The following is a 21,923-nucleotide window of genomic DNA, read 5'->3' on the forward strand; positions in this document are numbered from 1 at the left end:
GGCGAACGTCCCTCGCAACGCCGCAGGCACACTTTTTCACCACGCACGAACTGGAGGTCACGCATGACGGAACAGGGAATCGACAAGGCATCCAGTTTCGAGGCCGCGCGCGCCCGTCTGCTCGCGCTCGCGTACCGGATGCTGGGCAGTCGGGCGGAAGCGGAAGACCTGGTGCAGGACGCTTGGCTCAAATGGCATCTGGCCGATACGCAAGCGGTGCAAACACCGGTCGCTTGGCTCACCACGCTGACCACGCGCATGGCGATTGACCGCTTTCGGCAGGTGCAGCGGGAGCGCGCATCGCAAACCACCGGCTGGCTGCCGGAGCCGTGGCTCGACGAAGTCGCGCCATCCGCGGAGGAACTGGCGCTACGCACGGCAGACATGTCATATGGCGTGATGCTGCTGCTCGAACATCTGAAGCCGGAGGAGCGCGCAGCGTTCGTGCTGCACGAAGCCTTCGATTGCGACTATGCGGAGATCGCCTCGATTCTCGAACGCACACCGACCGCTTGCCGGCAGATCGTCCATCGGGCCAAGGCGCGGCTACAACGTGCCGGCGCACCGCTCAAGCGGCACGATCCGGCGTTGCATGGGCAGATCGTCGAGCGTTTGCGCGTGGCGCTGGAAATGCAGGACCGGGCGGGTCTGCTGCGGCTCTTTAGCGACGCGCCTGAAGTGATGAGCGACGCCCCCTTGTGCGTTCCGCAGAATGCGCCTGTGCATGCCGCGCTGAGCGAGCCAGTTCCGGCACCGGCGCGTGAACCCGTGCGTGCAGGCGAGCCGGCGCCCACCGACTGGATGAACGCGATAACCTCGCTCGCGCAGCAGGCGACCAATGCCGAGGTGGTATCGATGCAAGGGGCCGTGTGTATCGCGCTGTTCTGCGAGGGCGACGTCGTTGGAGTCATCGACGTGCTGACGGACGGCGCAACGGACAGTTCGGCGAGGATCGTCTCGTTGCGCATCGTGACCAGCGCCGCGCGTCTGGAGGCCGCTAACCGTATGCTGGGCCGGGAGGCGGTCAAGGAACTGCTTGCCCGGATTCAGCAGCGTCCGGGGGCTTTAGCTCCGGTGAGCCGCAATTTCCCAATTGATGTCGACGCATAGCACCTGCGTGCCGTGTGGCGTATGGGCAGCAATCGAGGCAGTGACGCACAGGTGCGCTTCGTTGATCGACAGATACGGCGGCGTCAGATGCACCTGACCGGGTTGACGCATCGCCTGAATAAAGTACGGGCGTCGCTCCCAGCTTGCGCCTTCCGAATGCAGCAGCGGGCGGAAGCGCTTGGCGCGTTGCGACGTGCGGCCCGGTGGCAACACGTTGTCGCCAATCTGCCGGCCCGAACCGTCCAGCACGAAGCAGCGAGCCGTTTCGTCAAGTGCGAGCAGCGGCGCGGTGGCTTCGTCGAGCGACTCTCCGGCAACCAATTGCGCGGCGGCCGTCTCCAGCGCGGCGGCATAGGGCGCGAGCCGCTCGGACTGCGCCTTCTCGCGCGTTGCAACCCGTTGGCGCAGCGCGGCGGAGAGCGTATCCATGAGGCCTGCTGCGGCTTGCGGCTTGACCGGTTCGACACTTGGGCCCGCGAAAAAAGCGCCCTGGACGAAGTCCACGTTGCATTCCAGCGCGATCAGGGCATCACGCTTGGTGCTCAGGCCGCCCATCAGCACCAGTTGCCCCGATTCGTGCAGCAGCGAGACGAGGCCCGGCAGTACGCGTTCGATATGCGAGTGTTCGCTGGCTTGCGCGAGGATGCAGCGGTCGAGTGTGACGATGTCCGGTCGCAGATTCCACACGCGGTCGATATTCGAATGCTTCACGCCGAAGCCGTCGAGCGCAATCAGGAAGCCGGATTTACGCAGTACGTCGATGATTTCGGTAAAGCGCGTGGTTTCACCGCCCGCCTGCTCGGGCACTTCGAGCACCACGCGTTGCGGCGGCAAACCAAGTGTTTTCAGGCTGGCAAGCAGCGCGTCACCGTAGCTGGTGTCCATCAGCGCGGCCGGATGCAGACTCAGGAAGAGCCATTCGTCGTGACTGTCGAACGCGTTGAAATTGCCGAGATGCAGCGACTCAGCCAGGCGCCCGAGTTCAAGCAGGTCGCCGCGGCGCGCGGCTTGCGTGAAAACTTCGTGGGAGGGCACGTGCTGAGCATGTTCGTCGTGAGCGCGCAGCGAGGCGTGATACCCGATTGCACGTCGGTGCGACACCGAAAAAACGGGCTGAAACACACTGAAAACGGTGTATCCGCCATACAGAACGGTACGCCGGGAGCCTTCGTCGCCGGCCATCGGGCGGGGTGGCTGAAAGCCGGGAGGATCGAGTTCGATCATGCTCATCATGTCAGTCGTGTGGAAGTGGCGGCGCTTGCAGGCTCGGCACGAGTTCGCACGCGCAGATACGAAAGTTTACAGGATAGGCCAGCAAGAACTATGCGCGTGCACAAACACTGCGTGGGCGTCCAGCCACCATGCTCCGACTCGACCTTCGAGGCCACAATTGTGCGCCCGCTCAAGCGTGAAGGCGATGATTCGCACTTCGCTGGTGCGCGGCGCGCCCTGTTGCAGGTCGGCAGCGCTCGTCGATGGCCCGTGCCGCGGGCCACTCGAGAAGGCGCTTTACCTCGTCGCAACGGGTCCGGCGATCGGCCTCGCGCCCGGTCCAGCGTTCAGTTCAACGATCAGGCCCGTTCTGACGGATCGGTTTTTTTCGCGGGAGTGCGAATGTCCGGCGCCAACTGCGCGAAGATCCATGACGAACAAGCGGTAATGATGCCGACGCAGAGGAACGTGGCATGAAACGCGGGCAGCGAATTGGCTGCGGTCACGCGCTGCATGATGCCGGTGAAGGTCGCGAGCAACGCGCCGGCCACCGTTACGCCGAGGCTCATCGAGAGCATCTGTACCAGCGAGAACAGGCTGTTGCCACTGCTTGCGCCGCCAGTGCCGAGGTCCTTCAGCGTCAACGTATTCATTGCGGTGAACTGCATGGAGTTGACGCCGCCGAAAATCGCGAGTTGCACGAGCCGCAGCCACAGTGGCTGACTCGCGCTCGTGAGCGCAAAACTTGCCATCATCAGGCCGACCAGGATTGTGTTGGTCATCAGCACGCTTCGGTAGCTGTACCTGACAATCAGCTTCGTCACGAGACGCTTGGATACCATGCCCGCAGCCGCGACGGGCAGCATCATGAGGCCGGCTTCGAAGGCGCTATAGCCGAGACTCACCTGCAGCAACAGGGGAATCAGGTAGGGCATCGAGCCGCTGCCGATCCGCGCGAACAGGTTGCCGAGCAGGCCGACGCTGAAAGTGTGGATCTTGAACAGATCGAGCGGGAAGATTGGCGCCGGCTCGCGCACCGCGTGCAAACCATAGGCGACGAAGCAGGCGAGGCTCAGAATCAGCAGAACCAGCACCGTGGCGTGCTGAATGCCGAATTCGGTACGGCCGTCGAGCGCGAAAGAAATCGCCACCATGCCGACAATCAGAAACAGGTAACCCTGTATATCGAACTTGCCGGTGTCTTCGTTGCGACTATCCGGCATGAAGATAAACGTCGCAATGCAGCCCACGATGCCGACCGGCACGTTGATCAGAAAGATCCAGTGCCACGATGCGATCTTGACGAGCCAGCCTCCAAGCGTTGGCCCGATCAGCGGCCCGATCAGGCCTGGAATCGCCACGAACGACAACGCCGGCAGGTAGCGTTCCGCCGGAAAAGTGCGCAGCACGGCGAGTCGTCCCACTGGCAGCAGCATCGCGCCGCCCACGCCCTGCAGAACGCGGTAGATCACCAGTTGATTCAGCGTATGCGCGTTCGCGCACAGCAGCGAGCCGACCGCGAACACGAGGATCGCGCTGAAGAACACGCGGCGCGTGCCGAGCTTGTCGGCGAGCCAGCCGGACACGGGAATCATCACCGCCATCGTCAACGAATAGGCGATCACCACCGATTGCATGCGCAGCGGCAACTCGCCGAGGCTTGTCGCCATCGCGGGGAGCGCGGTGTTGACGATCGTCGAGTCGAGCGTCTGCATGAAGAAGCCGGTGGCGACGAGCCACAGCATGACGGTGAGCGAACGGGCCGAAGGGGTCGGGGCCGTGTCGCTGGCGAGGGCGGGCGGAGTCGGCGTCATGGGCATGGAGGGCGGCTTGGCACGCAGGGACGGGCTGGGAGTCGCTATTTTATGGAAAAGCGTGGCCTGGCGCAGCCATTTACGGGGGCGGGTGCATGGGGCGGCTTGCCTGCCCTGCCTTCAGTCGTCCGGCGTCAGCTTCGCGGCCGCGCGGAAAAACGCCAACGCGCGCGGATCGTTTCCGAATGCCACATGAATCCGCGTCCACGGGCTCGGCTCCTGGTTTGGCCGGAAGTGGTGGCCCGGCGCGACCGTCACCCCGAACGGGGCGCCGCATTCCACGAGCCGCTCGGCGTTGGCGACGTGCGGCACGCGTGCCCAGACGAATTTGCCGCCCGCCGGTTTCTCGAAAATTTCCCAGCCGGCGTCCTCGAGCGTCTGGATAGTCGAGCCGAGCGCGTCGCGCATCTGGCGGCGCAGACGTTCGAGGTATTTACGATACGCGCCGCGCTCCAGCATCGATACCGCGACCGCTTCGGCAAAGCGCGAGCCGCCGATGCTCGTCAGCATCTTGATATCGACGAGGTCCTTGATGATCGCGTGGCTTGCCACCACGCAGCCGATTCGCAGCGACGACGACAGTGTCTTCGACAGTCCGCCCACGTAAATCACCTGTTCGAGCTGATCGAGCGTGGCGAGGCGGTCGCTGGGATCGGTCTGGAAGTCGGCGTAGATATCGTCTTCGATAATCGCGAAGCGATGCTCGCGCGCCATTTGCAGGAGCCGGAACGCGACCTGCGGCGCTACCGTGGTGCCGGTCGGGTTATGGAACACGGTGTTGATCAGCAGTAGCTTCGGCCGGTGCAGCTTGAGCTGCGCTTCCATCGCGTCGAGATCGAGTCCGTTGTGGACGCGGGCAATGCCGACCAGCCTGACGCCATGCAGCTTCAGCAGGCCGTACAGGTTGTAGTAGCCGGGGTCTTCGACAAAGATCGTATCGCCGGCCTTCAGCATGTAGCGCATCAGCAGATCGAACGCCTGGCTCGCGCCGTTGGTGATGAGAATTTGCGACACTTCGGCGTGGATGCCCAACTGCGCGATGCGGGTGCGCAGATGCTCGCGCAGGAGCGGGTTGCCGAGCGGTGTCGCGTAATCGACCATGCTCGCCGGATCGGTGCGCGACACGTGGCGGATCGCCTGGGCGATGCCGTCCATATCGCGCCAGCTTTCCGGAATAAAGCCGCTGCCGAGCTTCAGCGTTTCGCCCGGATGGCTGAACTGCTGCAGCAGGTGGTCCGATTCATCCTCGGCGCGGCGTGGGTCCGAGGCGCCTGTGCAGAGCGTGCTCGCCGGTTGACGATTGGCGACGTAGAAGCCGGAGCCGTGACGCGAGTCGACATAGCCGAGCGACACCAGCCGGTCGTAAGCCTCGATTACCGGAAAGCGGCTTACGCCGAAGTCGGCGGCGAACTGGCGAATCGACGGCAATTTCGAACCGGGGTGCGCGTTGCGCGAGCGAATCCAGGCGGTGACGCCCGCGACGATCTGTTCGGTTAGCGGCACGCCGTTGTCCCGATCGAGCTGGATATCGAGCTTCATACCGTGGTCTCCTCCGCGGGCCGGCGAGCCGAAATTGCCACTCACGTCGAGCCAATCAGGCCAACTGTCCGGTTTTTTAACTGAACAGTTCCGATGAAAGTGTTCGGAACTGTGCATGGGTCTCCGATCATCGCACGTCAATAATCGGTACAACAGAAAAGTTTTTTTAGGAGAACGGCGATGCGTGAAGTCCGGATTTTCGAACTCGAACATGGCGAGCCCGCGGCGGCCTGGCGTGTCGCGCGTCCGTCGATATTCAAGGTGATCTCGGGCGAGGTCTGGTTGACAGTCGAGGGCGAGCACGAGGATCACTGGCTGGCGATGGGCGAGTCGATCGAACTGCCGCGCGGCGCGGTCGCGTGGATCAGCGCCGGGCAGGCGGGGGCGCGTTTTGCGCTCGCGAGCGGTTCTGAGCACGCGGTGCCGAAGCCACTATTCGGCCGGCCGATGCTGGCCTGGCTGGCACGCCGCCCGAGCGTGGTCTGAAGCCGTTCCACGAGCGGTGGTTGGCGCGCGTTTAGCCCATGCCCGTTCGTGGTAGCGCGCGGAGCCTCAAGAGACGAGGGGATCGGCGCATCCGCACCTGGGTCTCGCCGCGTGCTCCAGCTCAGCAGCCCATGCACCCATCGCCGCGAATCACCTGTCCACCTCATATTCCCCGATATACCGTGCGCGCGGCCGGATCAACCGTCCGTCGCGTGCCTGTTCCATCGCATGAGCAATCCAGCCGACCACGCGCCCGACCGCGAATAACGTGAACGCCGCGCCGGCCGGCAAGCCGAGCACCCGCTCGATCGCGGCCAATGCAAAATCGACAGTCGGCTCGGCGCCGGTCGTGTCGCGCACCGCGCGCGCGAGCCTCAGCACATTGTCGAGCGATGAGCGGCTGGGCGCACGGTCGGCGAGCATCGTCAACAGTAATTGCGCGCGCGGATCGCCATCTGGATAAAGCGGATGACCGAAGCCCGACAGCAGCGGACCCTGCGCGCCTTGTTCGGAATGCGCGAGACGGTTCGCGAGGTAGCGGTCCAGATCGGGCGCGCGCGCCGCTTCTTCGAGCAGTGCGGCGATGCGCACCGTTTCCCCGCCGTGACGCGGACCGGCCAGCGCCGCGAGTCCGCCCGCCACCGCGCCGAACAGGTGCGTCCCCGTCGAGGTGATGCAGCGGACCGTAAACGTCGACGCGTTGAGTTCGTGATCCGCACAGGCGACCAGCGCCGCGCGCAGCAGTGCGCTCTGTTGCCGGTTGCGGACCTGCCACGCGGCGGCGAGTTGCCGGTGTAGCGGTTCGTTCGACGGCGCCGCCGGCAGCATCGCCGCAGCCAGCAGCCGCATGACGGCGCATGCGGTGTCGAGTTGCGCGTCGCGGCCGAGCGCCCACACACGCGGCATCTGCGCCGCGGCGGCCGGCAGCAGCACGAGCGCGCGATCGAGCGGCGTGCTGTCGCTCCACAGTTTGAGCCACGCGCCCCATTGCGCGGGCGCGAGCGGCACGGCCGGCGCGTTGGCGATGCGCCGCGCGCTGCATTCCCACAGCAGCGCCGCGACGTCTTCGAGCGATGCGCTGCGCGCGAGCTCCATCGCATCGTGTCCGCGATACAGAAGACGCCCGTCTGCGACCAGCGTGATCGACGATTCGAGCACCGGCACGCCCCAGTCCAGCACCTTCTGTGCGACCTTGCCCGCACGCTTGCCGTCGGCCTTGCGGCGCGCGAGGCGGCGTACTTCGGCGGCATCGTAGAGGCGGTGCCGGCCTTGCGCGTCCGGCGACGAGCCGAGCATGCCGCGGCTCACGTACGCATACAGCGTGGGCAGGCTGATGTCGAGCATTGCGGCCGCTTCGGCGGCGGTGAGGAAAGTCTGGGCTGGCATGAAAACGTGTGGAAACCGAAGAAATCAATATATATTGATTATCATAATCAAGATTGATTGCGGCAAGGCGGAATTCTAGACTCGGGTCACTTCATTTCCGTCAGCGCGCCGAACGCGCCCCATGCCATGACGCCCGAACTTGCTCTCAAACATATCTGGACGCTTGCCGGATGCGATCCGGTTACCCTGCATTCCGTTGCGCTGAGCGGCGCGGACCCGGGCCTGCCGTCGGTCTACCGCGTCGGCAGCCTCGCTTCGGCGACGATCGCGGCGACCGGCCTTGCCGCGGCCGAGTATTGGCGCTTGCGCAGCGGCCGCAGGCAACACGTGGCTGTGCAGATGCGGCGCGCGCTCGCGGCGTTTCGCAGCGAACGCTATCTGCGTATCGACGACGGGCCGCCGCCCGTGCTGCGCGATCCGGTGACGGGGTTCTACGAAACGCGCGATGGCCGCTGGGTCCAGTTGCACACGAACTTCGCGCATCACTTGCAGGGCGTGCTGCGGGTGCTCGGTTGCGAGAACGGGCGCGAGCCGGTGGCCGCCGCGATTCGCAATTGGGACGGCGCGACGCTCGATCAAACGCTGGCCGACGAGGGCCTGTGCGCCGCGTTGATTCGCACGCCGGAAGAATGGGCCGCGCTCGAACAGGCGCGGGCGATCGCGGGCTTGCCGCTGTTCGAGATCGAGCGCATCGGCGATGCGCCGGCCGAGCCGCCGCGCCGTGTCGGGAGCGGGCTTGACCGGCCGCTCGCGGGCGTGCGCGTGCTGGACCTGTCGCGCATCATCGCGGGACCGGTGGCTGGACGCGCGCTCGCGCATCACGGCGCGGACGTGCTGATGATCAACGGGCCGCATCTGCCGAACATCGCGCCGCTCGTGATCGACAACGGTCGCGGCAAGCGCTCGGCCGTCGTCGATCTGCGCGACGCGGCCGGCTGCGAGACGCTGGGCGGACTCGCGCGCGATGCCGACGTGTTCCTGCAGGCGTATCGCCCGGGCGCGCTCGCCGCGCGCGGCTTCGGTCCTCCGGAACTGGCGCGGCTGCGGCCCGGCATCGTCTATGTGTCGGTGTGCGCGTACGGGCATACGGGGCCGTGGGCGCAGCGGCGCGGTTTCGATAGCCTCGTGCAGTCGGCGAGCGGCATCGCGTGGCACGAGCGCGCCGCAGCGGGCAGCGCCGAGCCGCGGCATCTGCCGTGTCAGGCGCTCGATCACGCAACCGGCTATCTGGCGGCGTTCGGCGCGATGGTCGCGCTCGCGCGGCGAGCCAGCGAAGGCGGCAGCTGGCACGTGAAGGTGTCGCTTGCGCAGACAGGGCGCTGGCTTCAGTCGTTCGGGCTGCTACCCGATGGACAGCAGGCGCCCGAGGTCGCGCTCGACGAGATAGGTGATTGCGTCGCGAGCGTGCAGTCGGAATTCGGCCGCGTGCTTGGTGTGCAGCCGGCGGAAGAGTTGGCGGAGACGCCCGCGTTTTATGCATTGCCGCCAGCGCGTATCGGCGCGCATGAGGCGAGATGGGCGTAGCGCCGGGTGCGTGTGCGACGTATCGCGGCAACGGGTTGGCTGCTCGACTTCTTGTCCGACCACACCTGAGTGATTGCGTCGCGACACGGCAATTCGCAATCGGGCTCGATCGGCCGCACGCGCAACAGGCCGCCCCCGGAACGGGCGAGAGGAGACGCCCGCGTTTTTAGCGTTACCGCTGGCGCATGTCGACTCGCGAGGCGAGACAGGCGTAGCGCCAAGGCTACGCCACATCACAACCGCAACCGCAACCGCAACCGCAACCGCAACCGCTCAGCATCCCGCCGCACAAGACAGACGAATGCACCGCGACCACACATCACGGCACCTCGCATCTCCACCCCTACTTCCTCAACTCCGCGACAAAATCGTAGTAATCGTTCCGGCAATACGTATCGGTCAACTCGATCGCCCGTTGATCCGCCGTATAACCGACGCGCGTAATCAGCAGCAGCGCCTCGTTGGGCGCGATGCTCATCTGCTGCGCGATTTCCTCGCTCGCGTTCACCGCCCGAAAATGCTGCAGCGCGCGCACGATCGTCAGCCCACGACTCTCCAGATACGAGTACAGCGAATCGCCGATCGCCTGAGGATCGGGAATGACCGCCGCCGGAAACGTGGAGTTCTCGACTGCCATCACGATGCCGTCGGCAAGCCGCAGCCGCCGCAGCCGCGTCACCGCCGCGGCCGGCGACAGCCCGAGCTGGATCACTTCATCGCGATTGGCCGGCGAGATTTCGCGCGACAGCCACTTCGAACTCGGCGTGAAGCCGCGCCGCCGCAGCATTTCGCTGAAGCTCGACAGCCGCGACAAAGGATCTTCGTAGCGCGGCGTGATGAAGCTGCCCGCGCCCTGGGTGCGGCGGATCAAACCCTGCTCGACGAGCAGCGCGATCGCCTTGCGCGACGTGATGCGCGAGACGCCGAGCGCCTCCGACAGCACGCGCTCCGAAGGCAGCGCCTCGCCGGCGTTCCAGCGGTTTTCGTGAATCGCGCTGCCGAGCTTGCGGGCGAGCTGCAGATAGAGCGGCGTGTCGTTTTCCGGGTCCGGGCGCAGGTCGCGCCAGCGGTCTTCCGAGGCAGAGGTCATGGGGCTCACGCGAGATAGGCAAGCGGCAATTCTAGAACATCGGCGCGCCGCGTTATAGCGGGCTTTTGCCTGGCGCACCGCCGCGAGGCCGCCGAGCCGCTAAACTCGTCGCTAAGCTTTTGCGGCATGCGTCGCGTCCCGATGCACCCCGTGGCGTTCCGATGTATTCCGGCGCCTCAAGCCGCATTGCGCCGGTTGGCGCTATTTCGCGCACGGTGCCGGACCGGGCCGTGCGTCGCATCGCATGAAACGCATTGAACCGTATTGAACGGTATTGAACCGCATTGAATCGAGCCACTTCGAGGAGTCAGCATGACGAGCGATATCGCGAGCGTAAGCCTGCCAGGCGGCGAGCGCATTCCGGCGTTGGGGCAGGGCACGTGGGAAATGGGCGAGAGGCCGGCGCAGCGCGCGGCGGAAATCGCGGCGCTGCGCTGCGGCATCGAACTCGGCATGACGCTGATCGACACGGCCGAAATGTACGGCGACGGCGCGACCGAGTCGCTGCTCGCCGAAGCGCTGGCCGGCTTGCGCGACAAGGTGTTCCTCGTCAGCAAGGTGTATCCGCACAACGCGAGCCGGCGCGGCGTGATCGCCGCCTGCGAGCAAAGCCTCAAGCGTCTGAAAACGGATCGGCTCGATCTGTATCTGCTGCACTGGCGCGGCTCGGTGCCGCTCGCCGAAACCGTCGATGCGTTCGAGGCGCTGCGTCGCGCGGGCAAGATCCGTCACTGGGGCGTGAGCAACTTCGACACCGACGACATGGACGAACTCGTCGCGGCGTCCGGCGGCGATGCCTGCGCGACCAATCAGGTTCTCTACAACGTCGCGCGCCGCGGGCCGGAATTCGATCTGCTGCCGTGGCTCGCCGCGCGCGGGATGCCGGCGATGGCCTACAGCCCGGTCGATCATGCGCGTTTGCCGAAGCGCTCGCCGCTCGACGACATCGCCGACGCGCGCGGCATCTCGGTGTTTCAGGTGGCGCTGGCGTGGGTGCTGGGCAAGCCCGGCATTTGCGCGATTCCGAAGGCCGCGCGCGTCGAGCATGTGCGCGACAACCATCGCGCCTCGCAACTGAAGCTGGAAGCCGGTGAACTCGCCGCGCTCGACGCGTACTTCAAACCGCCGCGCAGCAAGCGTCCGCTCGAAATGCTGTGAGGGCCGACGCAGGCTCAAGCGCGGCCGCCGCCGAGACGGCGGTGCGCTTCATGAACGATGCCGGTGACCCGGCCGGCGGAGCCTGACGTTACCGATGCGCTCAGGTGCAGGCGTGGTGCAGGTGCACGGAACCGAGCACCGCGACTTCGGCGGGGGTGTGCTTGAGGGAGTCGTCGACCTGGGCGGCGTCCGCGACGAAGTCGTCGACGATCGACGACACCGGCACGTCGCGCAGGCACAGCGAGACGCGTTGCGTTTCGTTGGCCGGCAGCGGGGCGCGCTGGCTGAGGAACAGCACGCCGTACTGGTAGCCGTGAATGATGCCGCGGATCGCGCCGACGCACTGCGCTTCCGCGACATTGTCGTTGCGCTGCTTGCAGGTTTGCAGGAGCGAGTAAGCCGAGAACGTCGGATCGACCGGCGGCGCGGCTTGCGACAGGGTTTGCTGCAGCGGTTGCGCCGGCTTGGCCGCCGGCGTTTGCGCGTTGGCGAGCGATGCGAGGCCCAGCGCGGCAACCATCAGCACGGCGGCGGCCGCGCGTGTCGCGGAAGGGGGGACGTTTCGTTGCATGTTGTGGGCCCTCATATCGAACGTTGAATCTGATATGAGGTGATCGTCTCGGATTGGTTCCATAACACTCGCACGCAATGGGGGTGGTGTTTCCGCCGCCTGCGGCGCGGTTCGCGCGACGCGCCGGCGCTTGCCGGCGCGCGCTCTGCCGCGTTTTCGTCGGCGCTCGTGCCGAAGGCGGGTGGGCCGCTCCGACCGGCCTCGATCGGTGACGCGCGACCGGGGGATCGGGACGTCACCGCCGTTGCCGGCGGATAGCGGACAGTATGCCGGTACATGCCGCCGGCGGGTAGGGCGCGTGAGCCCGGTCTGAGACTGGGCGATGGCGGGTACGCGTTCACGCCGCCGTTGTCATTGGCGGCGCTGCCTTTGCTTTCGCCATTGTTTTCGCGATTGCCCCGGCTGTTGTCGGCCCCCGACCTGCCGGAACTCTCGCGTTGCCGTCGTTACTCGCGGCGGCTTCGATGTGGCGCTGTGCGAGGCCGGTCAGGCAACGGAGCTGGGCCACGGGAGCGAGTGAACCGTGAACCGATTGGCAGCGCTACCGGACGTTGAATGCCGGGCCGTCAGGCGTTGGGCACGGCGTCGCCGGAATCGTCCGCGTCCGCCATCTTGCCCGCGCCGTCATCGCGCGCCGTGCTCTGCAACGCACGCAACGTCTCCGGTGGAATATGACAGCGGATCAGATGCGCGCGGGTTTTATCCGCGTCGTTGCCGGCATCGAGAAACGGCGGGTCCTGCTCCTCGCAGATCGCGCCGAGCTTGCGTGGACAGCGCGTGTGAAAAATGCAGCCCGACGGCATCGCACCCGCCCCCGGCAGTTCGCCGGACAGCCGGATGCGCGCCGGCTTCGGCCATTGCCGGCCGTCACGCTCATCCTGGTCGCGCAGCGTCGGCACCGCCGACAGCAGCGCCTCGGTGTACGGATGCTGCGCTCCGTCGAACACCGCGGCGGCCGGTCCGATCTCGAGCAGGCGGCCGAGATAGAGCACCGCGATGCGATCCGACACATAGCGCACCACGTGCAGATCGTGCGAGATGAACACGTAGCTGACGTCGCGCTCGCGCTGCAGGTCGGCAAGCAGGTTCAGGATCGCGGCTTGCACCGATACGTCGAGCGACGAGGTCGGCTCGTCGCAGACGAGGACACGCGGCTCGCCGGCAAACGCGCGCGCAATCGCGACACGCTGCTTGAGCCCGCCCGACAACTGCCGCGAGCGCGCGTCGAGATAGCGCTCCGGCAAGCGCACGGCGGCCGTCAACGCGGCGAGCCGCGCGTCGAGCGCGGGGCCGCGCAGCGCGCTCAGGCGCGTGAGCGCTCGGCCGAGCAGCCGCTTCACCGAATGCGCGCGATTGAGCGCCGAGTCCGGATTCTGGAACACGATCTGCAGCGACTTCAGTTGCTCGCCGCCGCGGCGCGTGACGCGTGCGGCGAGCGGTGCGCCGTCGAGTTCGAGCACGCTGCCCGCGTCGGGCGTGAGCAGGCCGAGCATCAGCTTCGCGAGCGTCGTCTTGCCGCTACCCGATTCGCCGACGAGCCCGAGCGTTTCGCCGCTCGCGAGGTCGAGCGAAACGTCGTCGACGGCGCGCAGCGGCACGCCGGCAACGTGGAACGTCTTCGACAGATTGCGCGCGCGCAGCACGGTGGACGAGGGTTCGCGTTGCCGCGCATCGCTTACCGTACGTGGGGCAGCCGGCGGCGCATTAGATGGCGCGTTCGATGACGCAGCAGTCAACCCGTCGGCCAACCCCGTCTCCCCATCCGCCACCGTCCGCGGCAATTCGATCGCCCGCTCGTGATAGTGGCAACGCGCCATCTGATCGCCATGCGCGGCGCCAAGCCGGTAAGGCGGCGGCGCTTCGCGGCGGCAACGTTCGTCGGCGAGACGGCAGCGCTCCGCGTAGATGCAGCCCTGCGTGACCGAACCCGGCGCGGGCAGGTTGCCCGCGATCGTATCGAGCCGCTCGCTGTCCTTGCTGCGCCCGGGCGTCGGCAGACAGCGCAGCAGCCCGACCGTGTACGGATGGCGCGGCCGCGTGAAGATGTCGCGCGTCGCGCCTTCCTCGACGAGCTTGCCCGCGTACAGCACGCCGACGCGCTCGCACATGCGCCCGATCACCGCGAGGTTGTGGCTGATGAACAGCACCGCGGTGCCGAGTTCCTTGCGCAGTTGCGCGACGAGATCGAGCACCTCGGCTTCGACAGTTGCATCGAGCCCGGTGGTCGGTTCGTCGAGAATCAGCAGCGCGGGGTTCGACGCGAGCGCCATCGCAATCACGACGCGCTGCTGCATGCCGCCCGACAATTGATGAGGATAGCTGTCCATCACGCGCTCGGGCGCCGCGATGTGCACGCGCTTCAACATTTCGAGCGTGCGTTGCCGTGCTTCGTCGCGTGTGGCGCCCGCTGTTTCGAATGCTTCGGAGACCTGCCGCGCGATCGTCAGCGAGGGATTCAACGCGCGCCCCGGGTCCTGATAGACCATCGAGACCGTCGTCGCGCGCATGCCGCGCAGCGCCTCGGCGCCGAGCTTCTGCACGTCCTCGCCGGCGATCGCGATCTTGCCCGCCTTCACCTTGCCGTTGCGCGGCAGATAGCGCAGCGTTGCCAGCGCGACCGTGGACTTGCCGCAGCCCGACTCGCCGACGAGTCCATACGCTTCGCCGCGCCGCACGCGCAACGAGACGTCCTGCAGCACCTCGCGATCGCGCCCGCGCACGCGGTACGCGACCGTCAGGCCGACGAGGGTCAGCGCATCGGTGCGCTCGCTCTTCAACACGTCGAAGGCCGCGAACGCGGCAGAGGAAGAGGGCTGTGCGCTCATCGCTCGTTTATCGCTCGCTCAGTGGTTATTCTCATTGGCCATTTATGGGTCAAGCACGCCCTGCACGCCGTCGGCCACAAGATTCACGCCGACCACGAGCGAGGCGATCGCGCCCGCCGCGAACACGACGGTCCACCAGGCGCCGCCTGCCATCAGCGTGTACGACTCCGACAGCGCGAGCCCCCAGTCGGCCGACGGCGGCTGGATGCCGAAGCCGAGGAACGATAGCGTCGCGACCGCGAAGATCGCATAGCCGAGCCGCACGGTTGCCTCGACGACGATCGGCGGCAGCACGTTCGGCAGGATCTCCGCGAACATGATGTAGGGCGCGCGTTCGCCGCGCAGTTGCGCGGCGGCCACGTAGTCGAGATGGCGTTCCGCGAACACGGCGGCGCGCACGGTGCGCGCGGTGATCGGCGTGAACGTAAGGCCGATCACGACGATCACCGTGAGGTTCGAGGCGCCGAGCGCGGCGAGCGCGAGCAATGCGACGATCACGAGCGGCAGCGCGAGCACCGCGTCGATCGCGCGGCCCACGAGATGGTCGACCCAGCCCTCGAAGTAGCCGACGACGAGCCCGAGCGCGGTGCCGGCAGCGGTGCCGAGCAAGGTCGCGAGCGGCGCGATCGTGAGGATGTCGCGCGCGCCGACGATCACGCGCGAGAACACGTCGCGGCCGAGCTGATCGGTGCCGAACCAGTGCGTGCGATCGGGCGGCGTGAGCGAGTTGAGCGGATCGGATGCGTAGGGGTCGAGATGCACGAGCCACGGCCCGGCCATCGCACAGCCGATCCACCACGCGACGATTAGCGCGCCCACGACGAAGGTCGGCGAGCGCAGCAGCAGAAGCAGGTGTTGATAGCGCGGTTGATTGCGGTTGTGCGATGCGGAGCCGGGCGTGCCCGGCACAGGCGGTGTGGGCGGCGCAGGCGAAGCCGGCGGCATGGACGGCGGCACTGAGGGTGGTGGCACCGATGGCGGCACAGTCGCGCTCATTCGCCGTTCCTCACACGCAGCCGCGGATCGAGCAGCACATGCACGGCATCGGCGACGAGATTCGCAAGCGTATAGACCACGCCGATCGTCAGCACGCCCGCTTCGAGCATCGGAAAGTCCTTCGCCTTGGCCGCGTTGTAGATCAGCGAGCCGATGCCGGGGTAGTGGAACAGCGTCTCGACCACGACGAGTCCGCCGATCATGTAGCCGAGCTGCGTTGCGGCTACCGTGACGGTCGGCAGCAGCGCATTGCGCAGCACGTGCCGCCAGATCACGACGTGGCGCGGCAGGCCCTTGAGGATGGCGGTGCGCGTGTAGTCGGCGTCGAGCGCTTCGACGGTGCCCGCGCGCGCCATCCGCGCGATATAGCCGAAGAACACGAACACGAGCGGCAGCACCGGCAGCACGAGATGCCTCAACTGCTCGAACACGCTCGCGTCGGGTGCATACGACGCTTCGATCGGCAGCCAGCGCAGCCACACGCCGAACACCAGAATCAGCACGATCGACGATACGAACTCCGGCACCACCGTCGCCGACAAACCCGCGATGCTGATCGCGCGATCGAGCCAGCGCCCCGCATGCATCGCCGACCACACGCCGCCCGCGATGCCGAGCGGCACGACGACGATGAAGGCGAGGAAGCCGAGCTTGGCCGAATGCGCGAGCGCGTCGGCGATAAACGGCCCGACCGGTTCGCGATACGCGTACGAAAGTCCCATGTCGCCGCGCACGACATGCGTGATCCAGTCGACGTACTGCGTGAGCAGCGGCCGATCCGCGCCGAGCTGGTGATTGAGCGCGGCGACCGCGCGCGCATCGGCGAGCGGGCCGAGCACCGCGCGGCCGATATCGCCGGGCAGCAACTGGCCGCCCGCGAACACGATCAGCGACAGCAGCCACAGCGTAATCAGCGAGAGGCCCGCGCGCGTCGCGAGAAAACGCGCGACACGGCTCGCATGGCCGTGTGCCGCCGCTCGCGATGATGAAGGGGACGCCGTGGCCGACATCGTGAACTCCTGCGAAATCGCGCGGTGCCTAAGCGCGCGGTGCCTAAGTGTTCAGGCCGGGTACTCGAGCCATGTGCTCAAGCGCTCAGCGTCGCGCGGTCGAAATACAGTTGCGCGAGCGCGGTGAAGCGCACGCCGTTCACGCCCTTGCGCATCGCGATCAACTGATCGTAGAAGAACGGAATGATGACCGGCGTTTCGTCGAGCAGCAGCGTCTGGATCTGCCCGGAGATTTTCCTTTGCGTGGCAAGGTCGAGCGCCGCGACGAATTGCGCGACCAGCCGGTCGTATTGCGGATTCCTGAAATGCGCCGCGTTCCATGTGCCGTTGCTCGTGAGCGGCGCGTTGAGGAACACGTTCGGCACGCCGCGATGGCCGTAGTCGGTGATGCCGAGCGGCGAGTCGAGCCAGTCGGATTTGCCGGGGGTGCCCGCGCCGTAATAGAGCGACTGGCTTTCGACCTTCAGGTTGATGCGCACGCCGATCGCTTTCGCCGCGTTCTGCACGACCACGGCGAGGTCGGGAATCTCCATGTATTTTTCGGTGGTCAGCGTGACGTCGAAGCCGTTTGGCACGCCGGCCTGCGCGAGCAGTTGCTTCGCCCTCGCGACGTCGATTTTGCGTTGCGGCACACCTGCATCCGACGACGGAAACACCGGCGCAAACGGGCTGTCGTTGCCGGCTTGAGCGCGGCCCTTGAAGAGACCGCGCACCAGCACGTCGCGATCGATCGACAGCGCAAGCGCCTCGCGTACGCGTTTGTCCTTGAAGAGCGGGCTATCGTTGCGCATATGAATCTGCCGATGGGCGCTCGACTTCACGCCGACCGCCTTGTAGTCGGGATTGTTCAGAATGCCTGCGCCGCCCTGCACGGTGAAGGTGCCCATCACGTCGGCCTGATGGCCTTGCAACGCGAGCAGCTGCGCCTGCTCGTCGGCGTAGAAGGTGAACTGCACGTGTTGCGGTAACGCTTTTTCGCCCCAATAGTCGGGATTGCGTACGAACGATGCGCCGACCTTCGGCTGATACTTTTCCAGCCTGAACGGACCCGTGCCGATAAAGCTCTTTTCGTAATTGCCCGCGTAGTTGGCGGGCAGGATCACGGCGTTGTAGTTGTCCGAGGAAACGTAGTACGGGAAATTGCCGTTCGGCGCATCGAGATGGAACTCGACCGTGTATTCGTCGATAACCTTTGCGCCACCTTTCGACAGCACGCCCTTCAATACCGAGAGCGCGGCCGAGCCGCTGGCCGGATCGGCGAGACGGTCGAAGGTGGCGGCCACGTCCTTCGCGCCGAAGTGCTGGCCGTCGTGGAATTTGACGTTCGGGCGCAGCTTGAAGGTCCACACGTCGCCCTTGTCGTTCGGCTTCCACGACAGCGCGAGCGCGGGCTTCAGCATGAGCTTTTCGCCGTCGTCGTCGATCAGGAATTCGCCGGTCTGGTTCAGCAGCGCGAGGCTCGCCGCGTCGGTCACGGTGAGCGGGTCGACCGCGCCAGCGGGCGTCAGATGCGCGACGCGGATCGTCTGGTTCGATGGGGCCGCCGTGCCCTGTGCGTTCTGCGCGCTCTGTGCATCGGCACGCGGCGTGTCGAGCAGGCCGCCGCCCACGAGCGACAGGCCGATCACGCTCGCGTAACGCAGCAATTCGCGCCGCGTGAGGCGGCCGGCCAGGAATTCATCGATGGCATGGTTGCCGTAGGCGTCGGCGGTGCGGCGGGCTGCTTGCAGCGGCGCATGAGGTTCCGCATGGGGGGCGGGAAGTCGGTCCGCGGGCGTTTTCATCGATGGCGTGTCCAGTCCATTCTGCTGCCGGTTCGGAAGACGTCGCGCGAGCCGCGCGACAGCGCGAGGTGCAGCGCGCTTTCAGCGCCCGTGGCGTCGAGCCTCGGCGCCCGACGAAAGCGCAATGCTGCGCAAAGCGGTTTCAGTGTAAGCGATTGCTTGCGGCTGCGGCGCGCTTGCGCCGCCGTGGGCTTGCCGATCGGCCGATAACGGCGTGGTGGTGTGTCGTCGCTGCAACGGTAGCACGGCGTGGGCCACGGTGATCGCTAGCGCCGCGCGGCATGGCGGCAGGCGTTCGGCGCGAGCGCGAATGGATCGCCCGAATGGATCACCCCTAACGCGCTGGAATCCTGACCGATTGCATCATGCGTACAGCGGGATTGACAGCAAGCACCGCGCATCGCAAGCGCTGTAGGCTGCCCCCCGCGCGCTTTAGCGATCGTGCGGGTGCTTGTGAATCGGATCGACCCAGTACACCGTCTCGGGCTGTTCGACCGCGTCGATGTTCAGATTGACCACGACCGCTTCATTGTCGCTGCGCACGAGCACGCATTCGAGCGGTGCGTCGGTGCTCGCGTTGATCTCCTGATGCGGCACGTAGGGCGGCACGAAGATGAAGTCGCCGGGGCCCGCTTCGGCGGTGAATTCGAGGTGCTCGCCCCAACGCATGCGTGCCTGGCCGCGTACCACGTAGATCACGCTTTCGAGCGCGCCGTGATGATGCGCGCCGGTCTTCGCGTTCGGATGGATCGTCACGGTGCCTGCCCAGATCTTCTGCGCGCCGACGCGCGCCGCGTTGATCGCGGCGGCGCGATTCATGCCGGGCGTCTGCGCGGTGTTGGCATCGAGCTGATCGCCGCGGATGACCTTCACGCCGTGCTCGCGCCAGTCGACCTGCGCGGCGGCCTCGTGCTCGGCCCGGTAATGCGGATGTTCGTGCTCGTGGCTCATGGTGTCTCCTTGCGGGCGTGGGTGCCGCGTTCGAGTCCTGCGCTGCGGTCGTGGCCTGATCGATGCCGGTGTTGCATGGCCGTTCGACATTCTGGCACGTTCGGAACACGCACGCGTGGTGTGACGAGGCGGGCAGCAGGGGCCCGACCGCGCACATCGACGAAGAACCGAAAAAAAGCCCGCTCACGGGGAGCGGGCTTCGAGCCGTTGGTATCGGCGGTGGCATTGCGGCTGCGGTGAAGCGCGGCAAGGGCTGCCTTGCCGCACTCCTCAATGCCACCAGCATCATTGCTTCTTCGCGTTGATCACCGCTTCGGCGACGTTGCTCGGCGTTTCGGCGTAGTGCTTGAATTCCATCGTGTAGGTCGCTCGGCCCTGGGTGGCCGAGCGCAGCGAGGTCGAGTAGCCGAACATCTCGGAGAGCGGCACTTCCGCGCGCACGAGCTTGCCGCCGCCGCCCGCGATGTCTTCCATGCCCTGCACCATGCCGCGCCGGCTCGACAGATCGCCCATCACGTTGCCCATGAAGTCCTCGGGTGTTTCCACCTCGACGGCCATCATCGGTTCGAGCAGCACGGGCTTCGCCTTGCGCATCGCTTCCTTGAATGCCATCGAGCCGGCCATGCGGAACGCGTTTTCGTTCGAGTCGACGTCATGGTACGAACCGAAGGTCAGCGTGACCTTCACGTCGACCACCGGGTAGCCCGCCAGCACACCGGCCTTCAGCGTTTCCACGATGCCTTTGTCGACCGCGGGAATGAATTCGCGCGGAATCACGCCGCCCTTGATCGCATCGACGAACTCGTAGCCCTTGCCTTGCTCCGACGGTTCGAGCGTGATCACCGCGTGACCGTACTGGCCGCGCCCGCCCGACTGCTTGACGAACTTGCCTTCGACGTCCTCGACCTTGTTGCGCACCGTTTCGCGATACGCCACCTGCGGCTTGCCGACGGTCGCTTCCACGCCGAACTCGCGCTTCATGCGGTCGACCAGAATTTCGAGGTGCAACTCGCCCATGCCGGAGATGATCGTCTGTCCGGATTCCTCATCGGTCTGCACGCGGAACGACGGGTCTTCCTGCGCGAGCCGGTTCAGCGCGATGCCCATCTTCTCCTGGTCGGCCTTGGTCTTCGGCTCGACGGCCTGCGAGATCACCGGGTCGGGGAAGATCATCTTTTCGAGGATGATGACGTGGTTAGGATCGCAGAGCGTGTCGCCCGTGGTCGCTTCCTTCAGGCCGACGGCCGCCGCGATGTCGCCCGCGTAGACTTCCTTGATTTCCTTGCGCTCGTTCGCGTGCATCTGCAGGATGCGGCCGAGGCGCTCCTTCTTTTCCTTGATCGCGTTGTAGACCGTGTCGCCCGAATTGACGACGCCCGAGTACACGCGGAAGAAGATCAGCTGGCCGACGAACGGGTCGGTCATGATCTTGAAGGCGAGCGCCGAGAATGGATCGTCGTCGTTCGGATGGCGCTCGATCTCCTTGTCGTGCTCATCGTGGCCGGTGATCGCGGGCACGTCGACCGGCGAGGGCAGATAGTCGATCACCGCGTCGAGCATCGCCTGCACGCCCTTGTTCTTGAACGCGCTGCCGCACAGCATCGGCACGATCTCGTTGGCAATCGTGCGGGCGCGAATGCCGTGCTTGATTTCCTCTTCGGTCAACGGCTCGCCGCCGAGATATTTTTCGAGCAGCGTTTCATTGGCCTCGGCCGCGGATTCGACCATTTTGTCGTGCCATTCCTTCGCGGTGGCCGCGAGTTCAGCCGGAATGTCGCGGTACTCGAACTTGATGCCCTGGCTGTCGTCGTCCCAGAAGATCGCCTTCATCTTGACGAGATCGACCACGCCCTGGAAATAATCTTCCGCGCCGATCGGAATCTGGATCGGCACCGCGACGCCCTTCAGACGATCGCCGATCTGCCGCTGCACGCGGAAGAAGTCCGCGCCGATGCGGTCCATCTTGTTGACGAACGCGATGCGCGGCACCTTGTACTTGTTCGCCTGGCGCCACACGGTTTCCGATTGCGGCTGCACGCCGCCGACCGAGTCGTACACCATGCAGGCACCGTCGAGCACGCGCATCGAGCGCTCGACTTCGATCGTGAAGTCGACGTGCCCCGGAGTGTCGATGATGTTGATGCGATGCTCGGGGTAGTTGCCGGCCATGCCTTTCCAGAACGCCGTGGTGGCCGCCGAGGTGATCGTGATGCCGCGCTCCTGCTCCTGTTCCATCCAGTCCATCGTCGCCGCACCGTCGTGAACCTCGCCGATCTTGTGGGTCACGCCGGTGTAGAACAGGATCCGTTCGGTGGTGGTGGTTTTGCCGGCATCGATGTGAGCGCTGATGCCGATATTCCGGTAGCGCTCGATGGGAGTCTTGCGGGGCACGTGAACCTCCTTGGAATGGTGCGCCTGAAACGCATGCCGGGCGACCGTTGGGCCGCCCGGGGAGTCTGGGTGCTGC

At 66.0% G+C, this 21,923-nt stretch carries 16 protein-coding genes; 4 read left to right on the forward strand and 12 right to left on the reverse strand.

The annotated features are described in order from the left end of the window. The first annotated feature begins 63 nt into the window (after positions 1-63). Positions 64-1,110: a sigma-70 family RNA polymerase sigma factor gene (locus F3J19_RS11635; RefSeq protein WP_167041260.1), complete on the forward strand. Its 1,047-nt coding sequence runs from the start codon at positions 64-66 to the stop codon at positions 1,108-1,110. Here the strand turns inward: F3J19_RS11635 and F3J19_RS11640 are convergent. The 3 genes from F3J19_RS11640 to F3J19_RS11650 form a co-directional block, all read right to left on the reverse strand. Next, entirely contained in the window at positions 1,066-2,340 is a 1,275-nt protein-coding gene (locus tag F3J19_RS11640) for an EAL domain-containing protein (RefSeq protein ID WP_167041263.1), read from the reverse strand. The two genes, F3J19_RS11635 and F3J19_RS11640, sit on opposite strands and share 45 nt — an antisense overlap. A gap of 341 nt (positions 2,341-2,681) precedes the next feature. Beyond that, positions 2,682-4,136 carry a multidrug transporter subunit MdtD gene (mdtD, locus tag F3J19_RS11645; protein ID WP_205192755.1) on the reverse strand — a complete coding sequence of 485 codons (1,455 nt, stop codon included), beginning with the start codon at positions 4,134-4,136 and terminating at the stop codon, positions 2,682-2,684. Between the two features lie 120 nt (positions 4,137-4,256). After that, entirely contained in the window at positions 4,257-5,675 is a 1,419-nt protein-coding gene (locus F3J19_RS11650; protein ID WP_167041069.1) for a PLP-dependent aminotransferase family protein, read from the reverse strand. Positions 5,676-5,855: 180 nt separating this feature from the next. Here F3J19_RS11650 and F3J19_RS11655 point away from each other — a divergent pair, with 180 nt between their 5' ends. After that, positions 5,856-6,161, forward strand: coding sequence for a DUF2917 domain-containing protein (locus F3J19_RS11655; RefSeq protein WP_167041071.1), 306 nt, complete (start codon positions 5,856-5,858; stop codon positions 6,159-6,161). A 150-nt stretch (positions 6,162-6,311) separates the two neighbouring features. On the opposite strand, the gene F3J19_RS11660 is transcribed toward F3J19_RS11655, so the two are convergent. Beyond that, positions 6,312-7,547 (reverse strand): citrate synthase family protein, encoded by a 1,236-nt coding sequence (locus tag F3J19_RS11660; RefSeq protein ID WP_167041073.1) that lies wholly within the window; start codon positions 7,545-7,547, stop codon positions 6,312-6,314. A 126-nt stretch (positions 7,548-7,673) separates the two neighbouring features. Between F3J19_RS11660 and F3J19_RS11665 the strand changes: the two genes are divergently transcribed. Continuing rightward, positions 7,674-9,071 (forward strand): CoA transferase, encoded by a 1,398-nt coding sequence (locus F3J19_RS11665; protein WP_167041074.1) that lies wholly within the window; start codon positions 7,674-7,676, stop codon positions 9,069-9,071. A gap of 343 nt (positions 9,072-9,414) precedes the next feature. Here F3J19_RS11665 and F3J19_RS11670 read toward each other — a convergent pair whose 3' ends face one another. Then, positions 9,415-10,161 carry a GntR family transcriptional regulator gene (locus tag F3J19_RS11670; protein ID WP_167041076.1) on the reverse strand — a complete coding sequence of 249 codons (747 nt, stop codon included), beginning with the start codon at positions 10,159-10,161 and terminating at the stop codon, positions 9,415-9,417. Positions 10,162-10,473: 312 nt separating this feature from the next. On the opposite strand from F3J19_RS11670, the gene F3J19_RS11675 reads away from it, so the two are divergent. Next, a complete protein-coding gene (locus F3J19_RS11675) occupies positions 10,474-11,319 on the forward strand; it encodes an aldo/keto reductase (RefSeq protein WP_167041078.1) in 846 nt (281 codons plus the stop codon). A 100-nt stretch (positions 11,320-11,419) separates the two neighbouring features. On the opposite strand, the gene F3J19_RS11680 is transcribed toward F3J19_RS11675, so the two are convergent. The 7 genes from F3J19_RS11680 to fusA form a co-directional block, all read right to left on the reverse strand. After that, positions 11,420-11,890: a hypothetical protein gene (locus tag F3J19_RS11680; RefSeq protein WP_167041080.1), complete on the reverse strand. Its 471-nt coding sequence runs from the start codon at positions 11,888-11,890 to the stop codon at positions 11,420-11,422. 566 nt (positions 11,891-12,456) lie between these two features. Continuing rightward, on the reverse strand, positions 12,457-14,715 hold the full coding sequence (locus F3J19_RS11685) for an ABC transporter ATP-binding protein (RefSeq protein ID WP_167041082.1): 2,259 nt from the start codon (positions 14,713-14,715) through the stop codon (positions 12,457-12,459). Between the two features lie 42 nt (positions 14,716-14,757). Beyond that, a complete protein-coding gene (locus tag F3J19_RS11690) occupies positions 14,758-15,711 on the reverse strand; it encodes an ABC transporter permease (RefSeq protein ID WP_205192757.1) in 954 nt (317 codons plus the stop codon). Continuing rightward, complete coding sequence (locus F3J19_RS11695) at positions 15,708-16,721, reverse strand: ABC transporter permease (RefSeq protein ID WP_167041084.1); 1,014 nt, start codon at positions 16,719-16,721, stop codon at positions 15,708-15,710. Before F3J19_RS11695 ends, F3J19_RS11690 begins: the two co-directional genes overlap by 4 nt. A 77-nt stretch (positions 16,722-16,798) precedes the next feature. Next, a complete protein-coding gene (locus F3J19_RS11700; protein WP_167041087.1) occupies positions 16,799-18,505 on the reverse strand; it encodes an ABC transporter substrate-binding protein in 1,707 nt (568 codons plus the stop codon). Between the two features lie 432 nt (positions 18,506-18,937). Continuing rightward, on the reverse strand, positions 18,938-19,456 hold the full coding sequence (locus F3J19_RS11705) for a cupin domain-containing protein (RefSeq protein ID WP_167041090.1): 519 nt from the start codon (positions 19,454-19,456) through the stop codon (positions 18,938-18,940). Positions 19,457-19,741: 285 nt separating this feature from the next. Continuing rightward, positions 19,742-21,847, reverse strand: a complete 2,106-nt coding sequence (gene fusA, locus F3J19_RS11710) for an elongation factor G (protein ID WP_167041093.1) — start codon at positions 21,845-21,847, stop codon at positions 19,742-19,744. Between the last annotated feature and the right edge of the window lie 76 nt (positions 21,848-21,923).

It is taken from the genome of Burkholderia sp. Ax-1724 (assembly GCF_011752995.1).
Taxonomy (GTDB): Bacteria; Pseudomonadota; Gammaproteobacteria; order Burkholderiales; family Burkholderiaceae; genus Paraburkholderia.